Below are 21,607 nucleotides of genomic sequence, written 5' to 3' on the forward strand. Positions count from 1 at the left end.
CCGATAAGCCTGCCGCCGACGGCCTCCGGCGGGGTGGAACGTTACTGCTGAAGCGGTCCGGCGAAACACCGGGCGGTGTCCTTCGGCGCTGCCGATCCGGCGGTCCCGTAGAACGTCAACACGACGTATGCGCAAGGCATTCGGCGCTTTCCCGAGTTGTTGTTTCGGATGATCCGAAAGAAAGTGCCCATCGGATTCTTCGCGCCCTCGGCAGGCCCCCGGCGTGCGCCCGGAAAGCCTCGCACAGAAGGTAAAAAGCGCCGCGCCTCTGGGTAAAGACACGGTCACGGTTGTATAGATATACGCGTCTTCGTAAGTGGGCGGTTTTGCGTCCCGTGCGGCAGGAATGCCGACGCCTCTTCCGTAAGTGAGTGCTGCGCGTGGTGTTCCCGCACCCGCGGCATCGGTGACTCCGGGTCCCGGCGTCGACGGGGCCCGCAGCACCCGGGACGACATCGCCCAACACCCGTTCATCCATTGGTCAAGGAGAGACGCTGTGCGCTACGGAACTGCACTGAGGGAAGAAGTCCGATCTCCGGGTACGACCCCTCTCATCGGCATCTACGACATGTATTCGGCCTCCGTCGTGGCCCGGCACTACGACGGATTCTTCGTGTCCGGATTCGGCTTCGCCGCCTCCCACTACGGGCTCCCCGACATCGGCTTCATCGCCTGGCCGGACATGGTGGCCTTCGTGGAGCGGCTGCGGCTGGCCTTCCCCTCCCACCACCTGCTGGTCGACATCGACGACGGCTACGTCGATCCCGAGGTCGCCTGCCACGTGGTGCAGCGGCTGGAGCGGATCGGCGCCTCCGGCGTCATCCTGGAGGACCAGAAGCGCCCCCGCAGGTGCGGTCACGCGGACGGCAAGCAGGTGCTGCCGCTGGAGGAGTACCTGGAGAAGCTCAACCTGGTGCTGGAGAGCAGGCGGGACCTGGTGGTCGTGGCCCGCACGGACGCCACGGAGGAGGCCGACATCCTGCGCCGGGCCGAGGCGCTGGCCGAGACGGACGCCGATGTCGTCCTGGTCGACGGAGTGCGCAGCGTCGAGTGGATCAAGCGCATCCGGAAGGTCGTCGGTGACAAGCCGCTGCTCTTCAACCAGATCGCGGGCGGCAAGTCGCCCAGGCTCTCGCTCTCCGAACTGACCGACCTGAAATGCCAGGTGGCCATCTACAGCACCCCTTGCCTCTTCGCCGCGCACGCGGCCATCGACGGCGCGCTGACGGAGCTCAAGCGGGCCGACGGGCGGCTTCCCGAGTTCGTGCCCGCCGAGGGGATCGGGGTGCAGCGGTCGACGGAGCTGCTGGAGAAGAACATCAGCAGGCACCACTCCTCCGAATCCGTGGCCGTGACCGTCTGACGCGGACCGCGTGCCGGGAGCGGGGGAGCGCCCGGCCGTATCCGTACCGCCCGAACGCCGGGACCCCGTGGCGCACCCCCACGCCCCACGGGCCCCGGCACCACGTGAACCACAGCGAAAGAAGGACACGGACACATGGGAATCACCTCGTCCAGGGCGCGTGCGGCCCTGGCTTCGGTCGTCCTCGGCGCGCTCTGCCAGGGCCAGTGGGCCGCGGGTGCCGCCTGGGCGGACGCCCCGGACGGTGGCATGGAGACGCACCACGGGCCTTCCCTGGTCACCATCGACAACTCCAACGCCGACTCCTGGCTGGAGGTGGACCGCACGCTCAACGTGCTGGGCCCCTTCAGCAAGGGCACGGCGGGCAGCGATCACGACGGCGGCGGGGGCGCGATCGACCAGAACGTGTCGAGCTCACAGGGAGTGGGCGTCCAGGCCGCCCCGGACGAACACGAGGACGAGGGCGACGAGGAAGAGGAGGCGACGGCCCCCGGCACCGCCAAGGCCCCCGAGAGCGCGGCGACCGGCGGGGACGACGACGAGGGCGACGCGGATCACGACGCGGGCACCCCGCCGGCCTCCTGATTTTGCGCCAGAGCGAACTCCGCCGTGCCCGTTTTCCATCCAGCGTGGTCTCGTAGCTGAGGTGAACCAGCCCGGGTGCCAGCAGGACACCGGTGATCTTTGAAGGCTCGTAGCGCGGGCCGCATTTTCACGGGGAACAGCGGACCGCTTTTTCACGAGGAACAATGGACGGCCGGGGTGCTTGGGGTGGCGTTCAGGCCGTATGGGGCAGCCCGGTGACTTCCTGGATCTTCAGGACGGTTCTGGCGAAGTCCTCCGGGCCACCTCCCCAGGGGTCGGTGATGCCCTCGCCGAGGACGGAGACCGGTCGGCCCGGACCGGCCAGCGCTTCGACGGCCAGGGCGGTTTCGTCGTCCACTGCGATCAGGTCGTCAGCCCAGGAGAGAAGGTCCTCGTCCAGGAGCTGGCCCCGGTGCTCGGTGAGGTCGTAGCCGAAGGCGGCGGCGGCCTCCACCGCCAGGGGATGGGCGGACTTGCCGACATGCCAGTTGCGGGTGCCGGCCGAGCGCACCTCCAGTGTGCCCCCGGATCGCGCGGCGATGATCACGGCCGCGATCGGGGACCGGCAGTGGTTGCCCTTGCAGACCACCAGCACCCGCCGGGGCCTATTCATCGGCGTCCACCCGCTCGATCTCGAACGTGAGGACGCCGAGGGCTTCCTTGTGAGGCGGGAAGATCGCCTGAATCGCCCGCAACTGTTCGGCCGCGGTGGCGTTCGGGTTGACCGCCTTCACGTCCTCGGTGCCGAACATCTCCTTGAACGTCCGGTACCGGCCGATGCGCTTGACTCGGGTCAGGCACTCTTCACCGCGACAGGTGAAGTTGAGCAGGTCCCCGGCCTTGATCCGTTTCATCGAGTCGTAGGCCACCCGGACTTCGACGGTCTTGGAACCGTCGGCGATCAGGTCGAAGTACTGCTTGTAGATCTGGATGCTGCGGGGACGGCCATGTGCCTGGGACTGGTTCCTGGCAGGCCGGCGGCTGGTCATCAGAGTTTCCAATGCGGTCGTGGTGTAGGACCGGTAGAAGTGCCTCGGATCGCTGAGCATCAGCTCCCCGACACCGGTGAGCGCTTCCACGTAGTCCGCTTGCGTGCCGGGCCACACAGCCGGATTCAGCAGCCACTCGGCGGTGCTGCCTCCCGATGGGTCTCCGGCGTCGACAGTCGCGTTCAGGAGGCTCTTGGAGAGTTTCCCGCCGTCGCTGCCGAGGATCTGAGGGGTGAAGATCCGAAGCGGCACCGGGGCAGCAGGTGTACCGATGGCCGCGTGTGCGCCGTCCACCAACTGGCAGCCGAACGCCCAGTCGCCGCCCTTCACCATGACGTGCAACGTGCCGTCCTCAGGGCGGCAGGACCGTTCCTTGACGACATTGCGGCACAGAGTCGCCAAGTCCAGGTAGCCGCCGCCCAGGGGCGTCACGTCCGTCTCGTACCAGCCGTGCGCGTGGCACCTTGCCTCGAACAGGGCACCCGAGCCGTCCAACTCCAGCAGCCGCGTGTGATCGGCGTGCTTCTCCGCCCACCCGCACACCGGGCACGGCAGCCGGATGTGAGCGGTTCCCCTGGCCGGGGCCAACCAGAACCGGATTCCGTCCAAGTGCTCCAGCGTCCGCAGGAACTCAGCCCGGAACTCTGTACCGGCCTGCTGCTCGGTGTAGGTGCCCACCCGGTATTCCACGCCGGTGCGGCGGGCCATTGCCCTCAGAAGCGGGGAGTAGTGCTCGGCGACGAGGGCCCTGATGCCGTGAGCGCCGCGTTGGTGGTGATAGGACAGCTGATACTTTCGGCCGTCTCGGGTGATCGTCTCGGCGGGGGCGTTGTCCAGCGCGACGAAGTCGACGACCGTCTCGATCCCGAACTCGTCCCTGGCCCGCTCGGCAACCAGGAACGACAGGGACTGCACCAAGTGCGTCCCGATATGGGGGCGCCCGTTGAGCTGCGTCCCCACGGTGAAATCGATTCGTTCCGCTCCGGTCTCAAGGAGACGCGGGCGAAGCACGTCCAGAGCATCGTCAACAGCGTTGGCCAGTACGGTGTTGGGTGACCTGAGAAGGTCGACGGCGTTCAATTCGTACCTCCGCTCTGCTCACGAACCGCCGTGAGGACGGCTCAGCGCTGGTCTCGGTGACGCATGCACTCCGCATGCGGCCGGCTGCTGGGTGGATGGCAGCGCTCGTCTACGGTTTTTGCTCCTTCGCCGATGTGAGCGGCGTGGGGCGTGGGATGGACCGTACGAGCGTTGGCCGATGGGACTCAACGAAGTTGCTCATAGTTGCTGAGAGTTCGCCCGGGGGAAGGCTTCGTGCTGCTGGGCGCTTGACCTCGGGGTGGTCGCAGGGCGAGGGTCGGTGGGCGGCGTTGGCCCGAACATGGGGGAGAGAAATGCGGCAACACGGCTACAGTGACGACGATGTGACCGCTACGTTTTTCTGTACGGACCCCGAATCTCAAGGCGGAATCGAGTGCGAGACGTTCTACGAGACCGACCGTGATTCATGGATCGTGCAGCTCAAGAAGCGGGGGCCGAAGGTTCGGGATCAGCTCGTCGCGCTGGCCGACGACGAGACGTTCGGGGAGATGTCCGGGCGGACCATGGATGTGTTCGTGCGGAAGTACGTCAGGGAGCGCTATGGAATTGATCTCGGCATCGCGCCGAATCGAGCTGCTGTTCGGTGACCCTGCCCAGGAAATCCGAAAGCTTGAGCTGCGCGACTTCTATGAGGTAGACCGTTCACTGTTTGAAGCATGGCGTTCGGGCGACCGAGAGACAGTCGAGGAGACGATGTGCGGGCATCGTGAGTTCCTGACGGGGAAGGCCGCTTCCGGATTTCCTTACCGGCGTGTGAGGGTTGTCTCCGAACCGCTCTCGGACTATCAGCGGATGGCGGTCGAGCTGGCTGACCCCGCAGAGCGTCTTCGGTGGCTTCCCCGCCCTCTCGCATCGGTGCTGCCCTTGCCGGGTAACGACTGCCTGATCCGTGATGACCTGGTGGTGTTCAACCTCGTCGGGGGAGACAACCAACAGACGGACATTCAGCTCTCGACCGATCCGTACGTGGTCGGATTCTGCAATGAAGCATTCGAGCGGGCGTGGTCGCTCGGTGTCCCCAACGGTGAGTACAAGCCCTAGAGACATGTCGGACCAAGAACCCTCCGATTCCACGAGACGCGCTTTCGGCACCCAGCTCAAGGAACTACGCCGGGACAACAACATGTCGGCCGTCGAACTCGCGCGGCGCTGCGGTTGGCACAAGACCAAGGTGTCGAAGATCGAGCACGGGACACAGGTCCCGACCGAGGACGACATCCGAAGGTGGGCAACGGCTTGCGCCGCCGAAGGGAAGATTCCCGAACTTGTCGCGGTGCGTCGCGAGATCGAGTTGATGTGGACCGACTACAAACGGTGGCACCGACCGGGGATGAAACGTCTCCAGTTGCAAGCCATGGACCTGTATGCAAAGACCAGGGTTCTCCGCGTCTACGAGTCGCTGTTCGTTCCCGGTTTTCTACAGACGGTCGAGTACGCGAAGGCGCAGTTCACCATCCATGCCAGGCTTCACGACCTGCCATCGGAAGATGTCGAGGAAGCGGCGCAGAACCGCATGGCTCGGAAAAGGTATCTCGGCACCGGGGCACCGATCTTCTCGTTCCTCCTGGAAGCCTCGGCACTGACCAACAACACGGGCGGCGCCGAGGTGATGAACGGGCAGCTCGACCACCTCCTGGATGTGTCGCGGCTTCCGTATGTGTCCATCGGGATCATCCCGGAAGGCCGGGCGCGTTCGCTCTACCCCGGTGAGGGCTTCTACCTGTTCGATGAGAGCTTGCTCAAGCAAGAGTTTTGGTCAGGGGCGTTCCAGACGTCCAGGCCTGAGAACATCTCGTACTTTGTCCGCGTATTCGCCGCTCTGCGGGACCAAGCCGTATATGGCGCTGCCGCCCGGGACGAGATCGACGCCGCTCGCAGCCGCCTTCAAGGTGCCTGACGAGCGCCGCCTGATCGACACCGGACTTCGTCGGTGCTGATGGCCGCCTGCGCCCGAGCGTGGCGAGACTCCCTCTGACAGCCGAGGGGGCCGCCCGCACAGGTAGGGCAGTCAGGGTGTCAGAGGCCGACCGTCTGCCTCGCCGCGGCGTCGGGCCTCCTGTGCGGCGACCGGCGGCGACGACCCGGAAGGCGACGCGGATCACGACACGGGCACCCCGACAGCCCCCTGATTCAGAACCGCAGGGCCGCGACCAGCCGACGCGCCGTGGCCACGTCGATGGAGCCGAGCGCCAGCACCGGTTCCACGCCCGGTGCCGTTTCCGCTTCCTGTACGCGGCCGTCGAGCGCGTCCCCACCGGTGGCGGCGGCGAAGGCGAGCCGCAGCCGCTCGCCGACCCGGTCCGCGTCCAGCGGGGTGGCGGCCAGGGTCTCCGGGCCCGGCGGAGTGGCGCCGAGCAGCCGGGCCAGGCGTTCGGCGGTGGCCGGTGAGGCGCTGCCGAGCGCGATGCGGCCGTCCCGGACCTGGATTCCCGGCAGGTCGAGGCGGTAGGCGTCGACGATGTCACGTAAGGCCCTTGCGGCCTTGAGCGTGCGCTTCGTGCCCGTCCGGACCAGCTGGGTCAGCCGGCTCGCCTCGCCGGGGGACAGCGGCCCCAACTCGACCCGGCCGGGCTGTGGTTCGGCACAGTGCCTCGCGAGCGGGACGCGGATGCCCGCTTCCCGCAGCGCGGAGTCGAGTTCGGCCGCCGCGTGCCGGGAGGCCGGCCGGTGGTCGAGGGCGTGCGCGGGGGAGTCGTGGCGCCTCATGCGACGCTCCTCCGGCGTGAGCTGCGCAGGTCCGCCCAGACGTCCTTGCCGTACGGGGCGGGCTCGGAGCCCCAGTTGGCGGCCAGCCCGCCGATGAGCGCGAGCCCCCGCCCGCTCTCGGCCATCCAGTCCGGGACGCGAGGCGTGGGCGGCGTCGGGCTGGAGTCGCCGACGGTGATGCGTACGCCGTCGGTGCGGCGCCGGAGCGTGAGGGTGCAGCGCGGCGAGGGCGTGTGACGGCCGACGTTGGTCAGCAGTTCGTGGGCGCAGAGCGCGGTGGCGTCCGTCAACTCCCGGAAGTCCCACAGGTCAACCAGGCAGGCGACGATGCGGCGCATCTGGGCGAGTGACTGCGGATGGACGTACAACTCGTGCCGGTAGTGCGGGGGTTCTGTCTCGGTCGTGGCGTTCATGGCTCCTCCTGGGTGATGTGAGGGCGTGCCAATCGATCAATGCGCAGTGGCGGACCGACTGCTCTCGGTCATGCGGAGGATGGTGACGCGAGAACCATCTCGTAGGCAACTATTCCTTAAGTGATTCATGCGTACGGGTATAACCTGCCGGTGGCAGTTGTGTGTTGTTGAGGGGCGCGACCATCATGTGGCCATGGCTCAGAGCGACATGCCCACCATGCGTAGCCGCCGACTCGGCGGCGAACTTCGTCGACTTCGTCTGGAAGCCGGTCTCAAGGTGCAGGATGCTTCCGACGCCTTGGAGTGCGGCCAGCCCAAGATTAGTCAGATCGAGAACGGCAAGCGAGGTATCCGCCCGCTCGACCTGACCACTCTGCTCAATCTGTACGGAGTCGAGGACGAGCGGCAGCGGGCGAATCTGAAGCGCCTGGCGAAGGAGATCCACAGGGTCGACTGGTGGAGCGGGCACGGCCCACTCCTTCACGACGAGCTGAAGGACTATCTGACGTTGGAGGCGGACTCGCAGGCGGTCCGCACGTTCCAGCCGGTGCTTGTGCCGGGCCTTCTGCAGACCGAGGCGTACATGCGGCGCCTGTTCGGGGCCGCATCCTCCGAGGACCAGATCGAGGCTCTGGTCCAGACGCGCATGAAGCGCAAGGAACTCCTCGACAACACCGCGGGGTTCCGGCTTCGAGCAGTGGTCGACGCACCGGCTCTCCACCGGATCGGCGGAGGGGCCGATGTCGTCCAGGAACAGTTGCAGCATCTGCTGAGCGCGGGCTCCCGATCGAACATCACCATCCAGGTTCTTCCGCTGAACTCCGTACTGCCCATGGAGCAGTACGTGTCGTTCGCCGCTCTCAGCCTGCTGCCGGAGCCCCCGGTCGAAGTGGTGTGGTTGGAGCACATCACCGGTGGTACGTTGCTTGAGCAGCGTGCGGATGTTCAGAGGTATGCGAAGGCGTGGGACGAATTGACGGCGGCCGCACTGTCCCCGACCGCGTCCCGGCGGTACATTCGCGACCTCATCGAGGAAAGCAGACCATGACCGAAGAACTGGATCTGCCGGCTGCCGAACTGGAGGCCGCGTCCTGGCACACGAGCACCTACAGCGGCTCGAACAACGACTGCGTCGAGCACGCGGCTCTGGTATCCGGCCGTCAAGCCGTGCGTGACAGCAAGGACCACGGCCTCGGCGCTCAGGTCTTCGGGTCCGCCTCGTGGCAGGTGTTCGTCTCCGCCGTGTGCGACGGCGTGATCTGAGGAACGCGTGTCGGGGCATGACCGGTACCGGCTAGCCTTTGAGGAATTGCGGGCATCGGCTCTCGCGACGCGTCAGTCCATGCAGCTGATCGCGGAGATCGCGCGGGAGTTCGCGAACATAGCCTGAAGGTGGGCACAGCAGATGGCGCGATACGGCCTCCCCGAGAACGCGTGGACGAAGTCCTCGTACAGTGGCGACAACGGGGGGTCGTGCGTCGAGACCCAGGTGACGCCGGAAGACCTTGTGGCAGTTGGGGACAGCAAGGACCGGTGCCTGGGTGCGCAGGTCTTCGGGTCCGCCTCGTGGCGGGTGTTCGTCGCCGCCGTGCGTGACGGCGTGATCTGAGGCGGGCGTTCCCGGACCCGGGCAGTGGGCGGACGCGGGGATGTGGCTTCGGAGCGTGAGCGGTCGACCCGGCGGAGTCATGGGCCGAGGTCTATGCCATCGACTCCGAAACCTGGTCAGTAGGTGAAGTCCTTCTGGATTCCACTGACGGACGCTTGTGTGATGGCAGGTGGCAGGTGGTCGGTGGGGAAAACGCTGAGGCACACCACGTACTTGGCTCCCTGGACCAGGTCGATACCGACCTCCTCCTGTTCCCACTGCTTACGGGACGGGTCCGGGACGGAGACCTGCAGGCCCGTGTATCTGCGAGCCTGACTTTGCGGGTAGACCGCTTTGCCGGTCGCGTCCTTCAGCCAGAGATAGAGGTCCACTGTTTCCGAGCCCCGCGTGGCTCGCCATTCGCCCACCATGTAGACGCGCGAGCCGTCCCGCCGCCAACAGGGGCGGACCTGCACGTTGGGCATTTCCTTCGACGTGAACCACGTCCGGCAGTTCTTGGGATCCGCCGGGTTCGGCGGTGCCTCTGGCGCGGGGGCGGAGTTCCGTGTGTCGGGGACCGAGTCCTTCGGCGTGGCGGAGGGCTCCGTGGTGTGCCCCGCCTTGGGTGTGGTGCGGTGCGTCCTCGCGGACGGGGAGGGCGACGATGAACCGGGGGCGGACGGTCCCGTGGAGTGGTGGGCTTTGTCCCCGCCCGCGGTGACGGCGGGCGACGCGGATCTCAACCAGAGCCATGTACCGCCACTGGCCGCCCCGACCAGCAGGACGGCTGCCAAGGAGGTGAACCAGAACCGCGCGGGTCCGCCCTTGGTGGGGCGAGACGCTGCAGCGGGGGCGGGATGGGTCACCGGTCCGTGGTAGTGGTGCTCGTGAATACTCTGGTTCCCGGCGGCCTGATAGGCCCGCCCGGTGTCCGACGGCGAGGAATCGAAGGATGCCGTGGGGCGTGGTCCTTCAGGAGCTGACGAGCCCTCGGTCATCGCTCGTGGATGTTCTGGTCGCGGCCGGCCTGGTACACACGGGCGTTTCCGGTCGGATTGGCGTGGAAGACGATGGACGCGGCCGGTGCGGGTGCGGGCAGTGAAGGGATCAGCTCCTCGTCGAGGATGCGGCGTACTTCCTGCGCGAACTCCGGTTGTGCGAGGAGTAGCCGACGGAACTTGCCGCGCCACTCAGCGGTTCCCTCGTCGAATTCCGGCGTACCGGAGTCGGCCTGCTCGCCTGCGTGCAGCAGTAGTTCCCGGGTTTCCAGCAGTTCGGCCGCGACGGTCTCCACCCGGTCGGGGAAAGCGCGTCCCCATAGGGTGGCGACCGCAGTCGTGGCCCTTTCCCACGCGTCAGTGGCAAGCAGTGTCACCACTGTCGTGCCGGCCGTCGAGGCGAGCGCCATCAGTTCCGCGTCCACGGACAACCCTTCATCGCTTCCTGTTGTAGGCCCGCCATCATAGGCCCGTAGCACCGTTTAAAATGAGGGAAGTTCACCCGGCCCCAGGCGGCGCTGCTGGGCTTCCGCTGTCGAGAGAAGTTGAGTCTTCCCGTCCGCCGCGATTCACGCCGGGGCGACGGCGGAACCTCGGCCCGGTACGCCGGTGCGCCCATCGCGTTCCGACGCCCCACGCCCCTTGCCTGATGCGGCGTCAGGCGTGACGATGGCCCCCGCGCCCGTCAAGTGACGATGCGTCAGATCGGTTCGGGGAGGAGGCCGTCCGGTGCCGATATCACCCACCGGGCCGCTGTCGTACGGGATGCAGCTGCCGATCCAGTCGCAGAGCACCATCTATGCCGAGGGGTGGGAGGCGGCGGCCACCCCGGCCGACCTCGCCGCAATCGCCCGCACCGCCGACCGCACCGGCTTCGCCTATCTGGCGAGCTGCGACCATGTCGCGATCCCCCGTCGGCTCGCCGGGGTCATGGGCACCGTCTGGTACGACCCGGTCGCCACCCTCGCCTTTCTCGCCGGGATCACCGAGCGGGTCCTGCTGATGAGCCATGTCGCCGTCGTCGGCCTGCGGCACCCGCTGGCCACCGCCAAGCAGTACGCCACCCTCGACCACCTCTGCGGCGGCCGGCTGATCCTCGGGGTCGGCGCCGGGCACGTGCCGGAGGAGTTCGAGGCGCTCGGGGCGGACTTCGACGGGCGGGGCGGGGTGCTCGACGAGACCATCGACGCGCTGAAGGCGGCGCTCGGCCCGGAGGAGTACCCGGAGTTCGCGGGGGAACGGTTCTCCTTCGCCGGCCTCGGGCAGCTGCCGCGGCCGGCCCAGGAGCGGGTGCCGGTCTGGGTGGGCGGCTCCTCGCCGGCCGCCGTGCGCCGGGCGGCCCTGCGGGGCGACGGCTGGCTGCCGCAGGGCGATCCGCGGGAGAAGCTGCCCGCGCAGATCGCCCGGCTGACGGAACTGCGGGAGGCGGCCGGGGTCGAGGACCCGATCGTCATCGGTGCGATCACCGAGCCGCTGTACGTCGGTGAACCGGAGTGGTCCGTCGGGCGGCGCACCCTCACCGGGAAGCCGGAGGCCGTCGCCGAGTCGCTGCGCGCGTACCGGGCCATGGGCGTCCACCAGATCCAGGTGCGGTTCCGCAGCCGGAGCCGCAGCGAACTGACCGACCAGATGGCGGTGTTCGCCGCCGAGGTCGCACCCCATCTCGACAGGTAGGAGTCAGGCCATGGGCAAGCTGGACGGGCGGGTCGTACTCATCAGCGGTGCGGCGCGCGGGCAGGGCGAGCAGGAGGCGCGGCTCTTCGCCGCGGAGGGCGCGCGGGTGGTGATCGCCGATGTGCTCGACGAGCAGGGCGAGGCGCTGGCCAAGGGGATACGCGAGGAGCTGGGGGAGGACGTCGCCCGGTTCGTCCGTCTCGATGTGAGCCGGGAGGAGGACTGGCAGGCCGCGGTCGCCGCCGCGAAGGACGCCTTCGGGAGGATCGACGGGCTGGTCAACAACGCGGGGATCCTCCGGTTCAACGAGCTGGTGACCACGCCGCTGGAGGAGTTCCAGCAGGTGGTGCAGGTCAATCAGGTGGGCGCCTTCCTCGGGATCAAGAACGTCGCGCCGGAGATCGAGGCCGCGGGCGGCGGGACCATCGTCAACACCGCCTCGTACACGGGACTCACGGGCATGGCGTTCGTGGGCGCGTACGCCGCCACCAAGCACGCGGTGCTCGGGCTGACCCGGGTGGCGGCGGTGGAGCTGGCCGCGAAGGGGATACGGGTCAACGCCGTCTGCCCCGGGGCCGTGGACACCGCGATGACCAACCCGGCGGCGCTGGACCCGGCCGCGGACCCGGAGGAGTCCAGGGCGGCGGTGGACGAGCTGTACCGCAAGCTCGTGCCGCTGGGCCGGATCGGGCAGCCGCAGGAGGTGGCGGCGCTGGCGCTCTTCCTGACCTCGGAGGACTCCTCGTACATCACCGGACAGCCGTTCGTCATCGACGGGGGATGGCTGGCGGGCGTCAGCCTGTTCTGAGTCGACCTGACGATGTGTCAGGTATTGACGGGTGCAGGCGCCGGTGGAACAGTCGGACGCATCACGATCTGACGGAGTGTCAGAAACGATTGAGGACGGTGAACCCCCTTGGAATTCGGGCTCTTTGTACAGGGGTACGTGCCCGCCGCGCGGGCCAAGGTCGACCCCGGGGCAGAGCACAAGGCGCTGATCGAGGAGACCGAGTACGTCATCCAGGCGGACAAGTCCGGCTTCAAGTACGCCTGGGCCTCCGAGCACCACTTCCTGGAGGAGTACTCGCATCTCTCCGCCAACGACGTGTACCTGGGGTACCTTGCCCACGCCACCGACCGCATCCACCTCGGATCCGGCATCTTCAACCCGCTCGCCCCGGTCAACCACCCGGTGAAGGTGGCCGAGAAGGTCGCCATGCTCGACCATCTGTCGGAGGGGCGCTTCGAGTTCGGCTCGGGGCGCGGGGCCGGCAGTCACGAGATCCTCGGGTTCATGCCGGGCATCACCGACATGAACCACACCAAGGAACTCTGGGAAGAGACCATCGCCGAGTTCCCCAAGATGTGGCTCCAGGACGAGTACGTCGGCTTCCAGGGCAAGCACTGGTCGCTGCCGCCGCGCAAGATCCTGCCCAAGCCGTACGGGAAGTCGCACCCGGCCATGTGGTACGCGGCCGGCTCCCCGTCCTCGTACGCGATGGCGGGAAAGAAGGGGCTCGGCGTGCTGGGCTTCAGCGTGCAGAAGGTCTCCGACATGGAGTGGGTCGTCGAGTCCTACAAGACGGCCGTCAAGGAGGCCGATCCCATAGGGGACTTCGTCAACGACAACGTCATGGTCACCTCCACGGCCATCTGCGCCGAGACGCACGCCAAGGCCGTGGAGATCGCGGTGGGCGGCGGGCTGAACTATCTGCAGTCGCTGCTCTTCCGCTACCACGACACCTTCCCCCGGCCCGAGGGCATACCCGAGTGGCCCGAGCTGCTCCCGGAGTACACCGAGGAGATCATCGAGCTGCTGATCGCCGAAGAACTGATGATCTGCGGCGATCCGGACGAGGTGCTGCGGCAGTGCAAGCGGTGGGAGCAGGCGGGGGCGGACCAGCTGAGCTTCGGGCTGCCGATCGGGGTGAGCCGGGAGGACACGCTGAACTCGATCAAGCTGATCGGTGAGCACGTGATCCCGAAGATCGACACGGACCCGGTCCACCGGACCTCCCGCTTCCGCGACGCGGCGTAGTGGTTCCGGGGGCTCCGCCCCCGGACCCCCGCTCCTCAATCGCCGGAGGGGCTTGACTGTGCCCCGCTCGGACCAGCGGCGTCTTCCCGGACCGCCGCTCCGTGGGGCCGGGGTGCGTACCGCGGCCGTGCGCACCCCGGCCGCACAACCGCCCACCGCGGAAGCACCCACCCACCACAGAAGGGAACCCCGTCATGCTCGACCACCTCATCCGCGGAGCGACCGTCGTGGACGGCACCGGCGGGCCCTCGTACCCCGCCGACATCGGCATCCGTGACGGCCGCATCGCCGTCGTCGCCGAACCGGGCACGCTCACCGAGGAGGCCGTCACCGCCGAGGACGCCACCGGTCTCGTCCTCGCACCCGGCTTCGTCGACCCGCACACCCACTACGACGCCCAGCTCTTCTGGGACCCGTACGCCACCCCGTCCATGAACCACGGCGTCACCACCGTCGCCGGAGGCAACTGCGGGTTCACCCTCGCCCCGCTCCACCCCGAGCGCCCCGAGGACGCCGACTACACCCGCCGGATGATGGCGCGGGTGGAGGGCATGGCCCTCAAGGCGCTGGAGGAGGGCGTCGACTGGAGCTGGTCCAGCTTCCGCGAATACCTCGACGCCCTCGAAGGGCGGATCGCCGTCAACGCCGGGTTCATGGTCGGGCACTGCGCCCTGCGCAGGCACGTCATGGGCGCCGACGCGATCGGCGGGCAGCCCACCCCCGCACAGCTCGACGCCATGCTCGCGCTGTTCCACGACGCGATGGACGCCGGAGCCTGGGGGCTGTCCACCACCCAGTCCGCCACCCACTCCGACGGTGACGGTCAGCCCGTCGCCTCCCGGCACGCACTGCCGGAGGAGCTCCTCGCCCTCTCCCGGGCCGTCGGCGAACACGAAGGCACCCAGCTCGAAGCGATCGTCGCGGGCTGCCTCGACCAGTTCTCCGACGAGGAGATCGAGCTGCTCGTCGACATGTCCGCCACCGCCGGACGCCCGCTGAACTGGAACGTCCTCACCATCGACGCCGCCGTCCCCGAACGCGTACCGCGTCAGCTCGTGCCCAGCGAACGGGCCCGCCGGGCCGGCGGCCGGATCGTCGCGCTCACCATGCCGATCCTCACCCCGATGAACATGTCACTCGGCACCTTCTGCGCCCTCAACCTCATACCCGGCTGGGGCGACATCCTCGCCCTCCCCGTTCCCGAGCGCATCGAACGGCTCCGCGACGCCGCCACCCGCGCCGAGATGCTCCGCCGCGCCGACAGCAAGGAGGCCGGAGTCTTCCGCCGCCTCGCCGACTTCGGCCGGTACGTCATCGGCGACACCTACAGCGCGGCCAACGAAGGACTGACCGGCCGCGTCGTACGCGACATCGCCGCCGAACGCGGGCTGGACCCCTTCCACTGCCTCGTCGAGATCTGCGCCGCCGACGAGCTGCGCACGGTGCTGTGGCCCATGCCCACCGACAACGATCCCGCCTCCTGGGCGCTGCGCCGCGAGGCCTGGGAGCACGAGGACGTCATGCTCGGCGGCTCCGACGCGGGCGCGCACCTGGACCGGATGTGCGGCGCCCCGTACACCACCCGGTTCCTCGGCGACTGCCTGCGCGGACGCAAGCTCGTCCCCCTCGAACGGGCCGTGAAGATGCTCACCGACGACCCCGCCCGGCTCTTCGGGCTCCGCGACCGGGGCCGGATCGAGGAGGGCTTCCACGCCGACCTCGTCCTCTTCGACCCGGAACGCATCGATGCCGGGCCCGCCACCCTCGTGCACGATCTGCCCGGCGAGAGCCCCCGGCTCGACTCCAGGGCCATCGGCATCGTCTCGGTCCGGGTCAACGGGGTGGAGACCCTGCGCGACGACAAGGTGACCGGCGCGGTCCCCGGCACGGTGCTCCGCTCCGGGCGCGACACCCGGACGGTGAGCACCGCATGAGCGACGGGAAGCGACGTCTGTTCATCGGCGGGCGGTGGACCGAACCCGACCACGGCCACTACGAGGTGATCGACCCGGCCTCCGAGGAGGTCGTCGGCCTCGCTCCCGAGGCGAGCCGCGAGCAGGTGTACGCGGCGGCGGCCGCGGCCCGGGAGGCCTTCGCCGGCTGGTCCCGCACCCGCCCCGAGGAGCGCGCCGAGATCCTCGACCGGGCCGCGGGCCTGATGGTGCGCGACCTCGCCTCACACGCCGCGCTCGCCCGCGCGGAGAGCGGCGCCACCACCGCGACGGCCCGGGGCATGCAGGTCGCCGTCGGCGCCGCCCGCTTCCGCAGGTACGCCAGGGGCGCCCTGGAGCCGGTCGAGGAGGCCGTCGCGCCGCAGATCAACGAGGCCGGGCCGATGGGGCGGGCCGGGGTCTTCGGGGCGCTCGCCGTCCGCCAGCCGGTCGGCGTCGTCACCTGCATCACCTCGTACAACAACCCCTGGGCCAACCCGGCGGGCAAGGTGGCGCCCGCGCTGGCCATGGGCAACACGGTGGTCGTGAAGCCCGCCCCGCAGGACCCGCTCTCCGTCTACCGGATGGCCGAGGCGCTCGAAGAGGCGGGCGTTCCGCCGGGCGTCGTCAATGTCGTCACCGGGTCGGGCCCCGGGGCGGGCGAGGCCGCCGTCGACAGCGGGGACGTCGACATGGTCAGCTTCACCGGCTCCACGGCCGTCGGGCAGCGCATCGCCGAGGTGTGCGGCCGGGGCATGAAGCGGCAGCTGATGGAGCTGGGCGGCAAGGGCGCCGCCGTCGTCCTCGACGACGCGGACCTCGACTCGGCGGTGGCGGGGATCGGCACCACGTTCTCCTTCTACAGCGGCCAGATCTGTACGGCCCCGACCCGGGTCCTTGCCCAGCGCGGCGTCCATGACGCCCTGCTCGGGAAGCTCGCCGCGTACGCGGGCCATCTGAAGGTGGGCGACCCGGCGGCCAGGGGCACGGTCGTCGGACCGGTCATCTCGGCCGCCCACCGCGACCGGATCGAGTCGTACGTCGAGCTGGGCAGGAAGGAGGGGGCGAGGGTCGTCACGGGCGGCGTACGCCCGGCCGGGCCGGAGCGCGGTTTCTACGTCGCCCCGACCCTGCTCGCCGACTGCACCAACGACATGCGCGTCGTCCGCGAGGAGATCTTCGGCCCGGTCGTCGTGGTCGTCCCCTTCGACGACGAGGAGGAGGGCATCGCGCTCGCCAACGACAGCGACTACGGACTGATCGACTACGTCTGGTCCTCGGACGTGGCCCGCGCCTTCCGGGTGGCCCGGCGGCTGCGCGCCGGCGGGGTCGGCGTGAACACCATCGGACGGAACATGGAGGCCCCGTTCGGCGGGTTCAAGAAGAGCGGTGTCGGGCGCGACGTCGGCTCGTACGCCCTGCACGCGTACAGCGAACTCCAGTCGATCGTCTGGCCCGGCTGAACCGGAACACCCCGTGGGTGTCCGCTGAGCGGACACCCACGGGAAATTTTGAACCCCCATAAAACGGACAGTGCTGCGGTTCCCGTACGGTGCCGCTATCGGGCCTCGACATCGCATCGGAAGGCAAGGTTCGCGAACGGCCTTCAATTAGCCGAGGTCTTTCCGTATTGTTGCCTGGAATTCAAGGGTGAGACGGCGGAGTCTCATCCTCCAGATGTGGAAATCGCAGCGTTTATCGTCCTTTTCATGACTCAGCTGGACGTGCGGCCGCAGGCCGGAGACACGGCACGGGGCGCCGCCCCGGCCGACAGGGGGGTACGCGGCAAGGGCCTCGGCGGGAACTCCGTCGGCCTGATGGGCAGCGCCGTCATCGGCATCTCCACCGTCGCCCCCGTCTACTGCCTCACCTCCACCCTCGGCTCCACCGCGGGAGAGGTCGGCGTGCAGATGCCCGCCGTCTTCCTGGCCGGCTTCCTGCCGATGCTGCTCGTCGCCTTCGCGTACCGCGAGCTCAACAAGGCCATGCCGGACTGCGGCACCTCCTTCACCTGGACGGTCAAGGCGTTCGGCCCGCGCATCGGCTGGATGTGCGGCTGGGGCCTGGTCATCGCGACGATCATCGTGCTGTCGAACCTGGCGGGCGTCGCCACCTCGTACTTCTGGCTCCTGGCGGGCGAGATCACCGGCAATGACTCGATCGCCGCCCTGGACGACAGCAAACCCGTCCACATCCTGACCTGTCTGGCCCTGATCGCGGTCGCCACGGCGATCAGCTACCGGGGGATGACGGCCACCAAGGGCATCCAGTACGCACTGGTGGGGCTTCAACTCGTCGTCCTCGCACTGTTCGTGGCGATGGCCGTGCGGAAGGCGCAGAGCGGCGAGTTCGCCTCCTCGCTGGACTTCTCCTGGTCCTGGCTGAACCCGTTCGCCGTGCAGTCCTTCGCCGCGTTCACCGCCGGTCTGTCGCTGTCGATCTTCATGTTCTGGGGCTGGGACGCCTGTCTGACCGCCAACGAGGAGACCACCGGCAGCGAGAAGACCCCCGGGCGGGCCGCCCTCATCGCGATGGTCGTGCTGGTCGGCTCCTACCTGGCGACCGGCGTCGCCGCCCAGATGGTCGTCGGCTCCGGCACCTCCGGCCTGGGCCTGGCCAACCCCGGCACCTCCGACAACGTCTTCGCCGCGCTGGCCGGCCCGGTCATGGGCCCCGGGCTCGGCATCCTGCTCTTCGTCGCCGTGCTCGCCTCGGCCGCCGCGAGCCTGCAGACCACCTTCATCCCGGTGGCCCGCACGGTGCTCGCGATGTCCACCTACGAGGCCCTGCCCGCCTCGTACGCCCGGGTGCACCCGCGCTTCCGGACCCCGGGAAGGGCCACGATCACCGCGGGCGTCGCGACCGGCGTCTTCTACACGGTCATGACCCTGGTCAGCGAGCACGTCCTGGTCGACACGATCTACGCGCTCGGCCTCATGATCTGCTTCTACTACGCGCTGACGGCGTTCGCCTGCGTCTGGTTCTTCCGCGCCGACCTGACCCGCTCCTTCCGCGACCTGGTCTTCAAGGGCCTGTTCCCGGGCGTCGGCGGCATCCTGCTCACGTCGGTCTTCGGCAAGACCCTCTACGACATGTGGGACCCGGCGTACGGCTCCGGCTCGTCGGTCCTCGGAGTCGGCTCGGTGTTCGTCATCGGCGTCGGGCTGCTGCTGCTCGGTGTGGTGCTGATGCTGGTGATGCAGCGCCGCAGCCCGGCGTTCTTCCGCGGCGAGGTGCTGACCAAGGAGACCCCGTCGCTGGTCGTCGAGGACTGAGCGGCCCCGGCGGGGAGTCCGCCGAAAAGCCCGTGCGCGTGAGCACGGGACGGGCTAGGGTCCCGGGCATGTTCTTCATGCATCAGATCTACGGCTGACACGCGGGCGGGGCACGTACCCCGTCCCGCCGAACCCGAGTGCGCCCACGGTGATTTCCGCCCGTGGCCGGCGCACCGGATCGCTGTGTCCTATCTGCCGTAGACCTGAAAAGAGTGAACCTCCATGTCACGTCGCCGTGCCCATGTCGCGATGATCGGCGTCCCCGCCGTCAGCCATGTCCTGCCGAGCCTTGAGATCATTCGCGAGCTGGTGGCCCGGGGCCACCGGGTGACCTACGCCAACGACCCGGCGGTGGCCGGGCTGATCGAGGCCACCGGCGCCGAGTTCGTCCCCTTCGAGTCCGTGCTGCCGGTCGCCGACAACGACTGGCCCGAGGACCCCATCGGCGCGATGGGTGTCTTCCTCGACGACGCGGTCCAGGCGCTCCCGCAGCTGCGCGCCGTCTACGACCCCGACCCCGCGGACCTCTACCTCTACGACATCGGCGCCTACCCCGCGCGCGTCCTCGCCGAGACGCAGGGCCGTCCGCTCATGCAGCTGTCCCCGACGTTCGTGGCCTGGGAGGGCTACGACCAGGAGGTCGCGGCGCAGCTGTGGCAGCTGCCGGGCGCCGACGCGTACCGGGCGAGGTTCGCCCGGTGGCTCACCGACTGCGGGGCGTCCACCACCGATGTGGGCGCCTTCTGCGGCCGGCCCGCACACGCCCTGGCGACGATCCCGAAGGCGATGCAACCGCACGCCGACCGGGTCGACACCGGCACGGTCACGTTCGTCGGCCCCTGCTTCGGCGCGCGGGCTGACGCGGGGGACTGGACGCGTCCCGCCGATGCCGGGAACGTGCTCCTGGTCTCCCTGGGCTCGGCGTTCACGAAGCGGCCGGAGTTCTACCGCCAGTGCCTGGCCGCCTACGGCGACCTGCCCGGCTGGCACGTCGTGCTCCAGATCGGGAAGTACACCGACCCGGCGGAACTCGGCGACATCCCGTCCAATGTCGAGGTGCACTCCTGGGTGCCTCAGCTCACGATCCTGGAACAGGCCGACGCCTTCGTCACCCACGCCGGAATGGGCGGCAGCAGCGAAGGGCTGTTCACCGGTGTGCCGATGATCGCCGTTCCTCAGGCCGCCGATCAGTTCATGAACGCCGACCGGCTCGTGGAGCTGGGGGTGGCCCGCCGCATCGACACCGAGCAGGCCACCGCCGAGGCGCTGCGGACCGCCCTGGTCGAACTCGTCTCCGACCTGGAGGTCGCCCGCCGCTCGGCGCGGCTCCGCGCCGCGGCACGGGCCGAGGGCGGCACCACGCGGGCCGCCGGCCTCATCGAGGACATGCTGGGCTGACCGGCCGCCCCCGACAGGCTCTCAGGCGTGGGCCCTGACGTCGTCCACGATGTGCTGGTCGAGTGCGGCACGCACCAGGGCCGCCGCGAGCACGGCGATCCCATGCCCGTCCGTCTGTCCGCCCCGGCCGGCCTGTCGCGCCGGCCGGGGCGGCTCGGCCGGCCCGGCGGGCGCGGCCAGTTCCGCCAGTCTCGCCAGTTCCGCCGGGGAGCTGGGCAGGCCCAGCCGCTCGGCGCCCTGGAGCGCCTTCCCGTCCACGTACGGCGCCGTCTCCGGCCACACGGCCTGCACTTCGCGTACGAAGATGTCCGCGCCGGCCGGGCCGATGCCCGGGGTCCGGCGCAGCCCGGCCCGCAGGGCGTCCAGGTCGCCGTCGGCCTCCTCGCGCAGTCGCCGCAGATCGCCCCCGTAATCGTCGAGCAGGAGCCGCGCGCCTTCGCCGAGCTGGGTGGCGGTCCGTTCGTCGTAGCGCCGGTAGCCGCCCTCGCCCAGTGCGTCCACGCGCTGCTGCCAGGTCGCCGCGGCCATCCGGCGCGGCGAGCGCATGCCGTGGGCGAACAGTGCGCGCGCCGCCGCCACCGCCACGGAGGCCCGGATGCGGGCGCTCAACAGGTCGCTGAGGACGAGGAGTTGGTACAGGGGTTGCGGGGTGTTCCGCAGCCGGATCCCGGCCTCGGCCGCGTACGTGGTTCCGTGGTCGGCGAGCAGGACCTCGACGGTGTGGCGGGCGGTCACGTGGACCCGCTTCCCTCCTCGGCCGCGACCTGGGCCAGGGTGCGGCCGGTGCGGGCCGAACGTGCGAGGTAGGGGTCCGGGGTGTCAGGACCGTCCTGGGTGGCCCGTGCGTCCTTGGCCTTGATCAGCAGCCACACCTCTTCGCCCGGGGCGTCGCCGTCCTTGAAGCGGGTGAGGGCGAACTCGCCGTGCAGTCTGGTCCCGTCGAGCCAGAACGTCGCGTGACCGTCCTCCAGGGCCTGATCGAACGGCACGGGTTCGCCCCAGCGGTCGTGGCTGAGCGGCCGGTAGGTGCCCTGGTCCCAGACGATCACCGTGCCGCCGCCGTACTCGCCCTTCGCGATGACGCCCTCGAACGTGCGGTACTCCAGCGGGTGGTCCTCGGTCGGGACGGCCAGCCGCCGCACGCGCGGGTTCTCCGAAGGGCCGCGCGGCACCGCCCACGACTTCAGTACGCCGTCGACCTCCAGCCGGAAGTCGAAGTGCATGCGCCGCGCCTGGTGGATCTGTACGACGAAGCAGGGTGCCGGGCCCGTCCGTTCACCGTTGCCGTGCGGTTCCGACGTCAGGTCGAAGTGCCGTTCGCCGCGGTAGTCCCGGAGCCGGTCGTCGTTGTCGCCGGTCACATCCATCCGGACACCTCCTCCGGCAGCCCCCGCCCGGTGCTCCCTTCCACTGTGACGCCCCGTGCCGCGAAGCGCACCGGGACGGGTTCCGGCGCCGGTCCGCCCACAGGTATCTCGGCGTCAAGTATCTTGACATCGAGACTATTCTGCGGGCAGTCTTCCCCTTGTTCCAAGATCTCTTGATGTC

General features: G+C 69.1%; 24 protein-coding genes and 1 pseudogene. 16 read left to right on the top strand and 9 right to left on the bottom strand.

Annotated features, from left to right (window positions below):
- The first annotated feature begins 496 nt into the window (after window positions 1-496).
- Together OG520_RS23495 and OG520_RS23500 are read left to right on the top strand one after the other, a co-directional pair.
- Window positions 497-1,363: an oxaloacetate decarboxylase gene (locus OG520_RS23495; RefSeq protein ID WP_406014482.1), complete on the top strand. Its 867-nt coding sequence runs from the start codon at window positions 497-499 to the stop codon at window positions 1,361-1,363.
- A 135-nt stretch (window positions 1,364-1,498) separates the two neighbouring features.
- Window positions 1,499-1,948, top strand: coding sequence for a hypothetical protein (locus tag OG520_RS23500; protein WP_406014483.1), 450 nt, complete (start codon window positions 1,499-1,501; stop codon window positions 1,946-1,948).
- Window position 1,949: 1 nt separating this feature from the next.
- On the opposite strand, the pseudogene OG520_RS23505 reads toward OG520_RS23500, so the two are convergent.
- From OG520_RS23505 to OG520_RS23515, 3 genes and pseudogenes are all read right to left on the bottom strand, one after another.
- A pseudogene (locus tag OG520_RS23505) lies at window positions 1,950-2,069 on the bottom strand (DUF4440 domain-containing protein); the annotation flags it as partial.
- Between the two features lie 72 nt (window positions 2,070-2,141).
- Window positions 2,142-2,561: a low molecular weight phosphatase family protein gene (locus OG520_RS23510; RefSeq protein WP_399328250.1), complete on the bottom strand. Its 420-nt coding sequence runs from the start codon at window positions 2,559-2,561 to the stop codon at window positions 2,142-2,144.
- Window positions 2,554-3,852, bottom strand: coding sequence for an ASCH domain-containing protein (locus tag OG520_RS23515; protein ID WP_406016545.1), 1,299 nt, complete (start codon window positions 3,850-3,852; stop codon window positions 2,554-2,556). Before OG520_RS23515 ends, OG520_RS23510 begins: the two co-directional genes overlap by 8 nt.
- 260 nt (window positions 3,853-4,112) lie before the next feature.
- Here OG520_RS23515 and OG520_RS23520 point away from each other — a divergent pair, with 260 nt between their 5' ends.
- Genes OG520_RS23520 through OG520_RS23530 form a run of 3 tightly spaced genes read left to right on the top strand, consistent with a single transcriptional unit; the run spans window position 4,113 to window position 5,935 of the window.
- Window positions 4,113-4,625 carry a hypothetical protein gene (locus tag OG520_RS23520; protein WP_399328248.1) on the top strand — a complete coding sequence of 171 codons (513 nt, stop codon included), beginning with the start codon at window positions 4,113-4,115 and terminating at the stop codon, window positions 4,623-4,625.
- Window positions 4,579-5,079 carry a DUF6879 family protein gene (locus OG520_RS23525; protein ID WP_399328246.1) on the top strand — a complete coding sequence of 167 codons (501 nt, stop codon included), beginning with the start codon at window positions 4,579-4,581 and terminating at the stop codon, window positions 5,077-5,079. Before OG520_RS23520 ends, OG520_RS23525 begins: the two co-directional genes overlap by 47 nt.
- A 4-nt stretch (window positions 5,080-5,083) precedes the next feature.
- Complete coding sequence (locus OG520_RS23530; RefSeq protein ID WP_406014484.1) at window positions 5,084-5,935, top strand: helix-turn-helix domain-containing protein; 852 nt, start codon at window positions 5,084-5,086, stop codon at window positions 5,933-5,935.
- 233 nt (window positions 5,936-6,168) lie between these two features.
- On the opposite strand, the gene OG520_RS23535 is transcribed toward OG520_RS23530, so the two are convergent.
- Window positions 6,169-6,744: a hypothetical protein gene (locus tag OG520_RS23535; protein ID WP_406014485.1), complete on the bottom strand. Its 576-nt coding sequence runs from the start codon at window positions 6,742-6,744 to the stop codon at window positions 6,169-6,171.
- Entirely contained in the window at window positions 6,741-7,157 is a 417-nt protein-coding gene (locus OG520_RS23540; RefSeq protein WP_406014486.1) for an ATP-binding protein, read from the bottom strand. The genes OG520_RS23535 and OG520_RS23540 overlap by 4 nt, the downstream gene beginning before the upstream one ends.
- A gap of 193 nt (window positions 7,158-7,350) precedes the next feature.
- On the opposite strand from OG520_RS23540, the gene OG520_RS23545 reads away from it, so the two are divergent.
- From OG520_RS23545 to OG520_RS23555, 3 genes are all read left to right on the top strand, one after another.
- Window positions 7,351-8,205 (top strand): helix-turn-helix domain-containing protein, encoded by an 855-nt coding sequence (locus OG520_RS23545; protein WP_406014487.1) that lies wholly within the window; start codon window positions 7,351-7,353, stop codon window positions 8,203-8,205.
- Window positions 8,202-8,420 (top strand): DUF397 domain-containing protein, encoded by a 219-nt coding sequence (locus OG520_RS23550; protein ID WP_406014488.1) that lies wholly within the window; start codon window positions 8,202-8,204, stop codon window positions 8,418-8,420. The genes OG520_RS23545 and OG520_RS23550 overlap by 4 nt, the downstream gene beginning before the upstream one ends.
- Window positions 8,421-8,562: 142 nt before the next feature.
- On the top strand, window positions 8,563-8,766 hold the full coding sequence (locus tag OG520_RS23555) for a DUF397 domain-containing protein (protein WP_406014489.1): 204 nt from the start codon (window positions 8,563-8,565) through the stop codon (window positions 8,764-8,766).
- 116 nt (window positions 8,767-8,882) lie between these two features.
- Here the strand turns inward: OG520_RS23555 and OG520_RS23560 are convergent, their stop codons facing one another.
- Complete coding sequence (locus OG520_RS23560) at window positions 8,883-9,230, bottom strand: hypothetical protein (protein WP_406014490.1); 348 nt, start codon at window positions 9,228-9,230, stop codon at window positions 8,883-8,885.
- A gap of 82 nt (window positions 9,231-9,312) precedes the next feature.
- Between OG520_RS23560 and OG520_RS23565 the strand changes: the two genes are divergently transcribed.
- Window positions 9,313-9,624, top strand: a complete 312-nt coding sequence (locus OG520_RS23565) for a hypothetical protein (RefSeq protein ID WP_406014491.1) — start codon at window positions 9,313-9,315, stop codon at window positions 9,622-9,624.
- A 115-nt stretch (window positions 9,625-9,739) separates the two neighbouring features.
- On the opposite strand, the gene OG520_RS23570 is transcribed toward OG520_RS23565, so the two are convergent.
- Window positions 9,740-10,168 carry a hypothetical protein gene (locus OG520_RS23570; RefSeq protein WP_406014492.1) on the bottom strand — a complete coding sequence of 143 codons (429 nt, stop codon included), beginning with the start codon at window positions 10,166-10,168 and terminating at the stop codon, window positions 9,740-9,742.
- Window positions 10,169-10,472: 304 nt separating this feature from the next.
- On the opposite strand from OG520_RS23570, the gene OG520_RS23575 reads away from it, so the two are divergent.
- From OG520_RS23575 to OG520_RS23605, 7 genes are all read left to right on the top strand, one after another.
- On the top strand, window positions 10,473-11,417 hold the full coding sequence (locus OG520_RS23575; protein ID WP_399328228.1) for an LLM class F420-dependent oxidoreductase: 945 nt from the start codon (window positions 10,473-10,475) through the stop codon (window positions 11,415-11,417).
- 10 nt (window positions 11,418-11,427) lie between these two features.
- A complete protein-coding gene (locus OG520_RS23580) occupies window positions 11,428-12,225 on the top strand; it encodes an SDR family NAD(P)-dependent oxidoreductase (RefSeq protein ID WP_266418031.1) in 798 nt (265 codons plus the stop codon).
- Window positions 12,226-12,333: 108 nt separating this feature from the next.
- On the top strand, window positions 12,334-13,455 hold the full coding sequence (locus tag OG520_RS23585; protein WP_399328224.1) for an LLM class flavin-dependent oxidoreductase: 1,122 nt from the start codon (window positions 12,334-12,336) through the stop codon (window positions 13,453-13,455).
- 194 nt (window positions 13,456-13,649) lie between these two features.
- On the top strand, window positions 13,650-15,389 hold the full coding sequence (locus OG520_RS23590) for an amidohydrolase family protein (RefSeq protein WP_406014493.1): 1,740 nt from the start codon (window positions 13,650-13,652) through the stop codon (window positions 15,387-15,389).
- Entirely contained in the window at window positions 15,386-16,849 is a 1,464-nt protein-coding gene (locus OG520_RS23595) for an aldehyde dehydrogenase family protein (RefSeq protein WP_406014494.1), read from the top strand. The genes OG520_RS23590 and OG520_RS23595 overlap by 4 nt, the downstream gene beginning before the upstream one ends.
- 246 nt (window positions 16,850-17,095) lie before the next feature.
- A complete protein-coding gene (locus tag OG520_RS23600; RefSeq protein ID WP_406014495.1) occupies window positions 17,096-18,661 on the top strand; it encodes an APC family permease in 1,566 nt (521 codons plus the stop codon).
- A 222-nt stretch (window positions 18,662-18,883) separates the two neighbouring features.
- Complete coding sequence (locus OG520_RS23605; RefSeq protein WP_406014496.1) at window positions 18,884-20,059, top strand: macrolide family glycosyltransferase; 1,176 nt, start codon at window positions 18,884-18,886, stop codon at window positions 20,057-20,059.
- 21 nt (window positions 20,060-20,080) lie between these two features.
- Here the strand turns inward: OG520_RS23605 and OG520_RS23610 are convergent, their stop codons facing one another.
- Window positions 20,081-20,794, bottom strand: a complete 714-nt coding sequence (locus OG520_RS23610) for an endonuclease (RefSeq protein ID WP_406014497.1) — start codon at window positions 20,792-20,794, stop codon at window positions 20,081-20,083.
- Window positions 20,791-21,426, bottom strand: coding sequence for a DNA polymerase ligase N-terminal domain-containing protein (locus tag OG520_RS23615; RefSeq protein WP_406014498.1), 636 nt, complete (start codon window positions 21,424-21,426; stop codon window positions 20,791-20,793). The genes OG520_RS23610 and OG520_RS23615 overlap by 4 nt, the downstream gene beginning before the upstream one ends.
- Between the last annotated feature and the right edge of the window lie 181 nt (window positions 21,427-21,607).

Origin of the sequence: Streptomyces sp. NBC_00984, from assembly GCF_045162475.1 — a bacterium.
Taxonomy (GTDB): Bacteria; Actinomycetota; Actinomycetes; order Streptomycetales; family Streptomycetaceae; genus Streptomyces.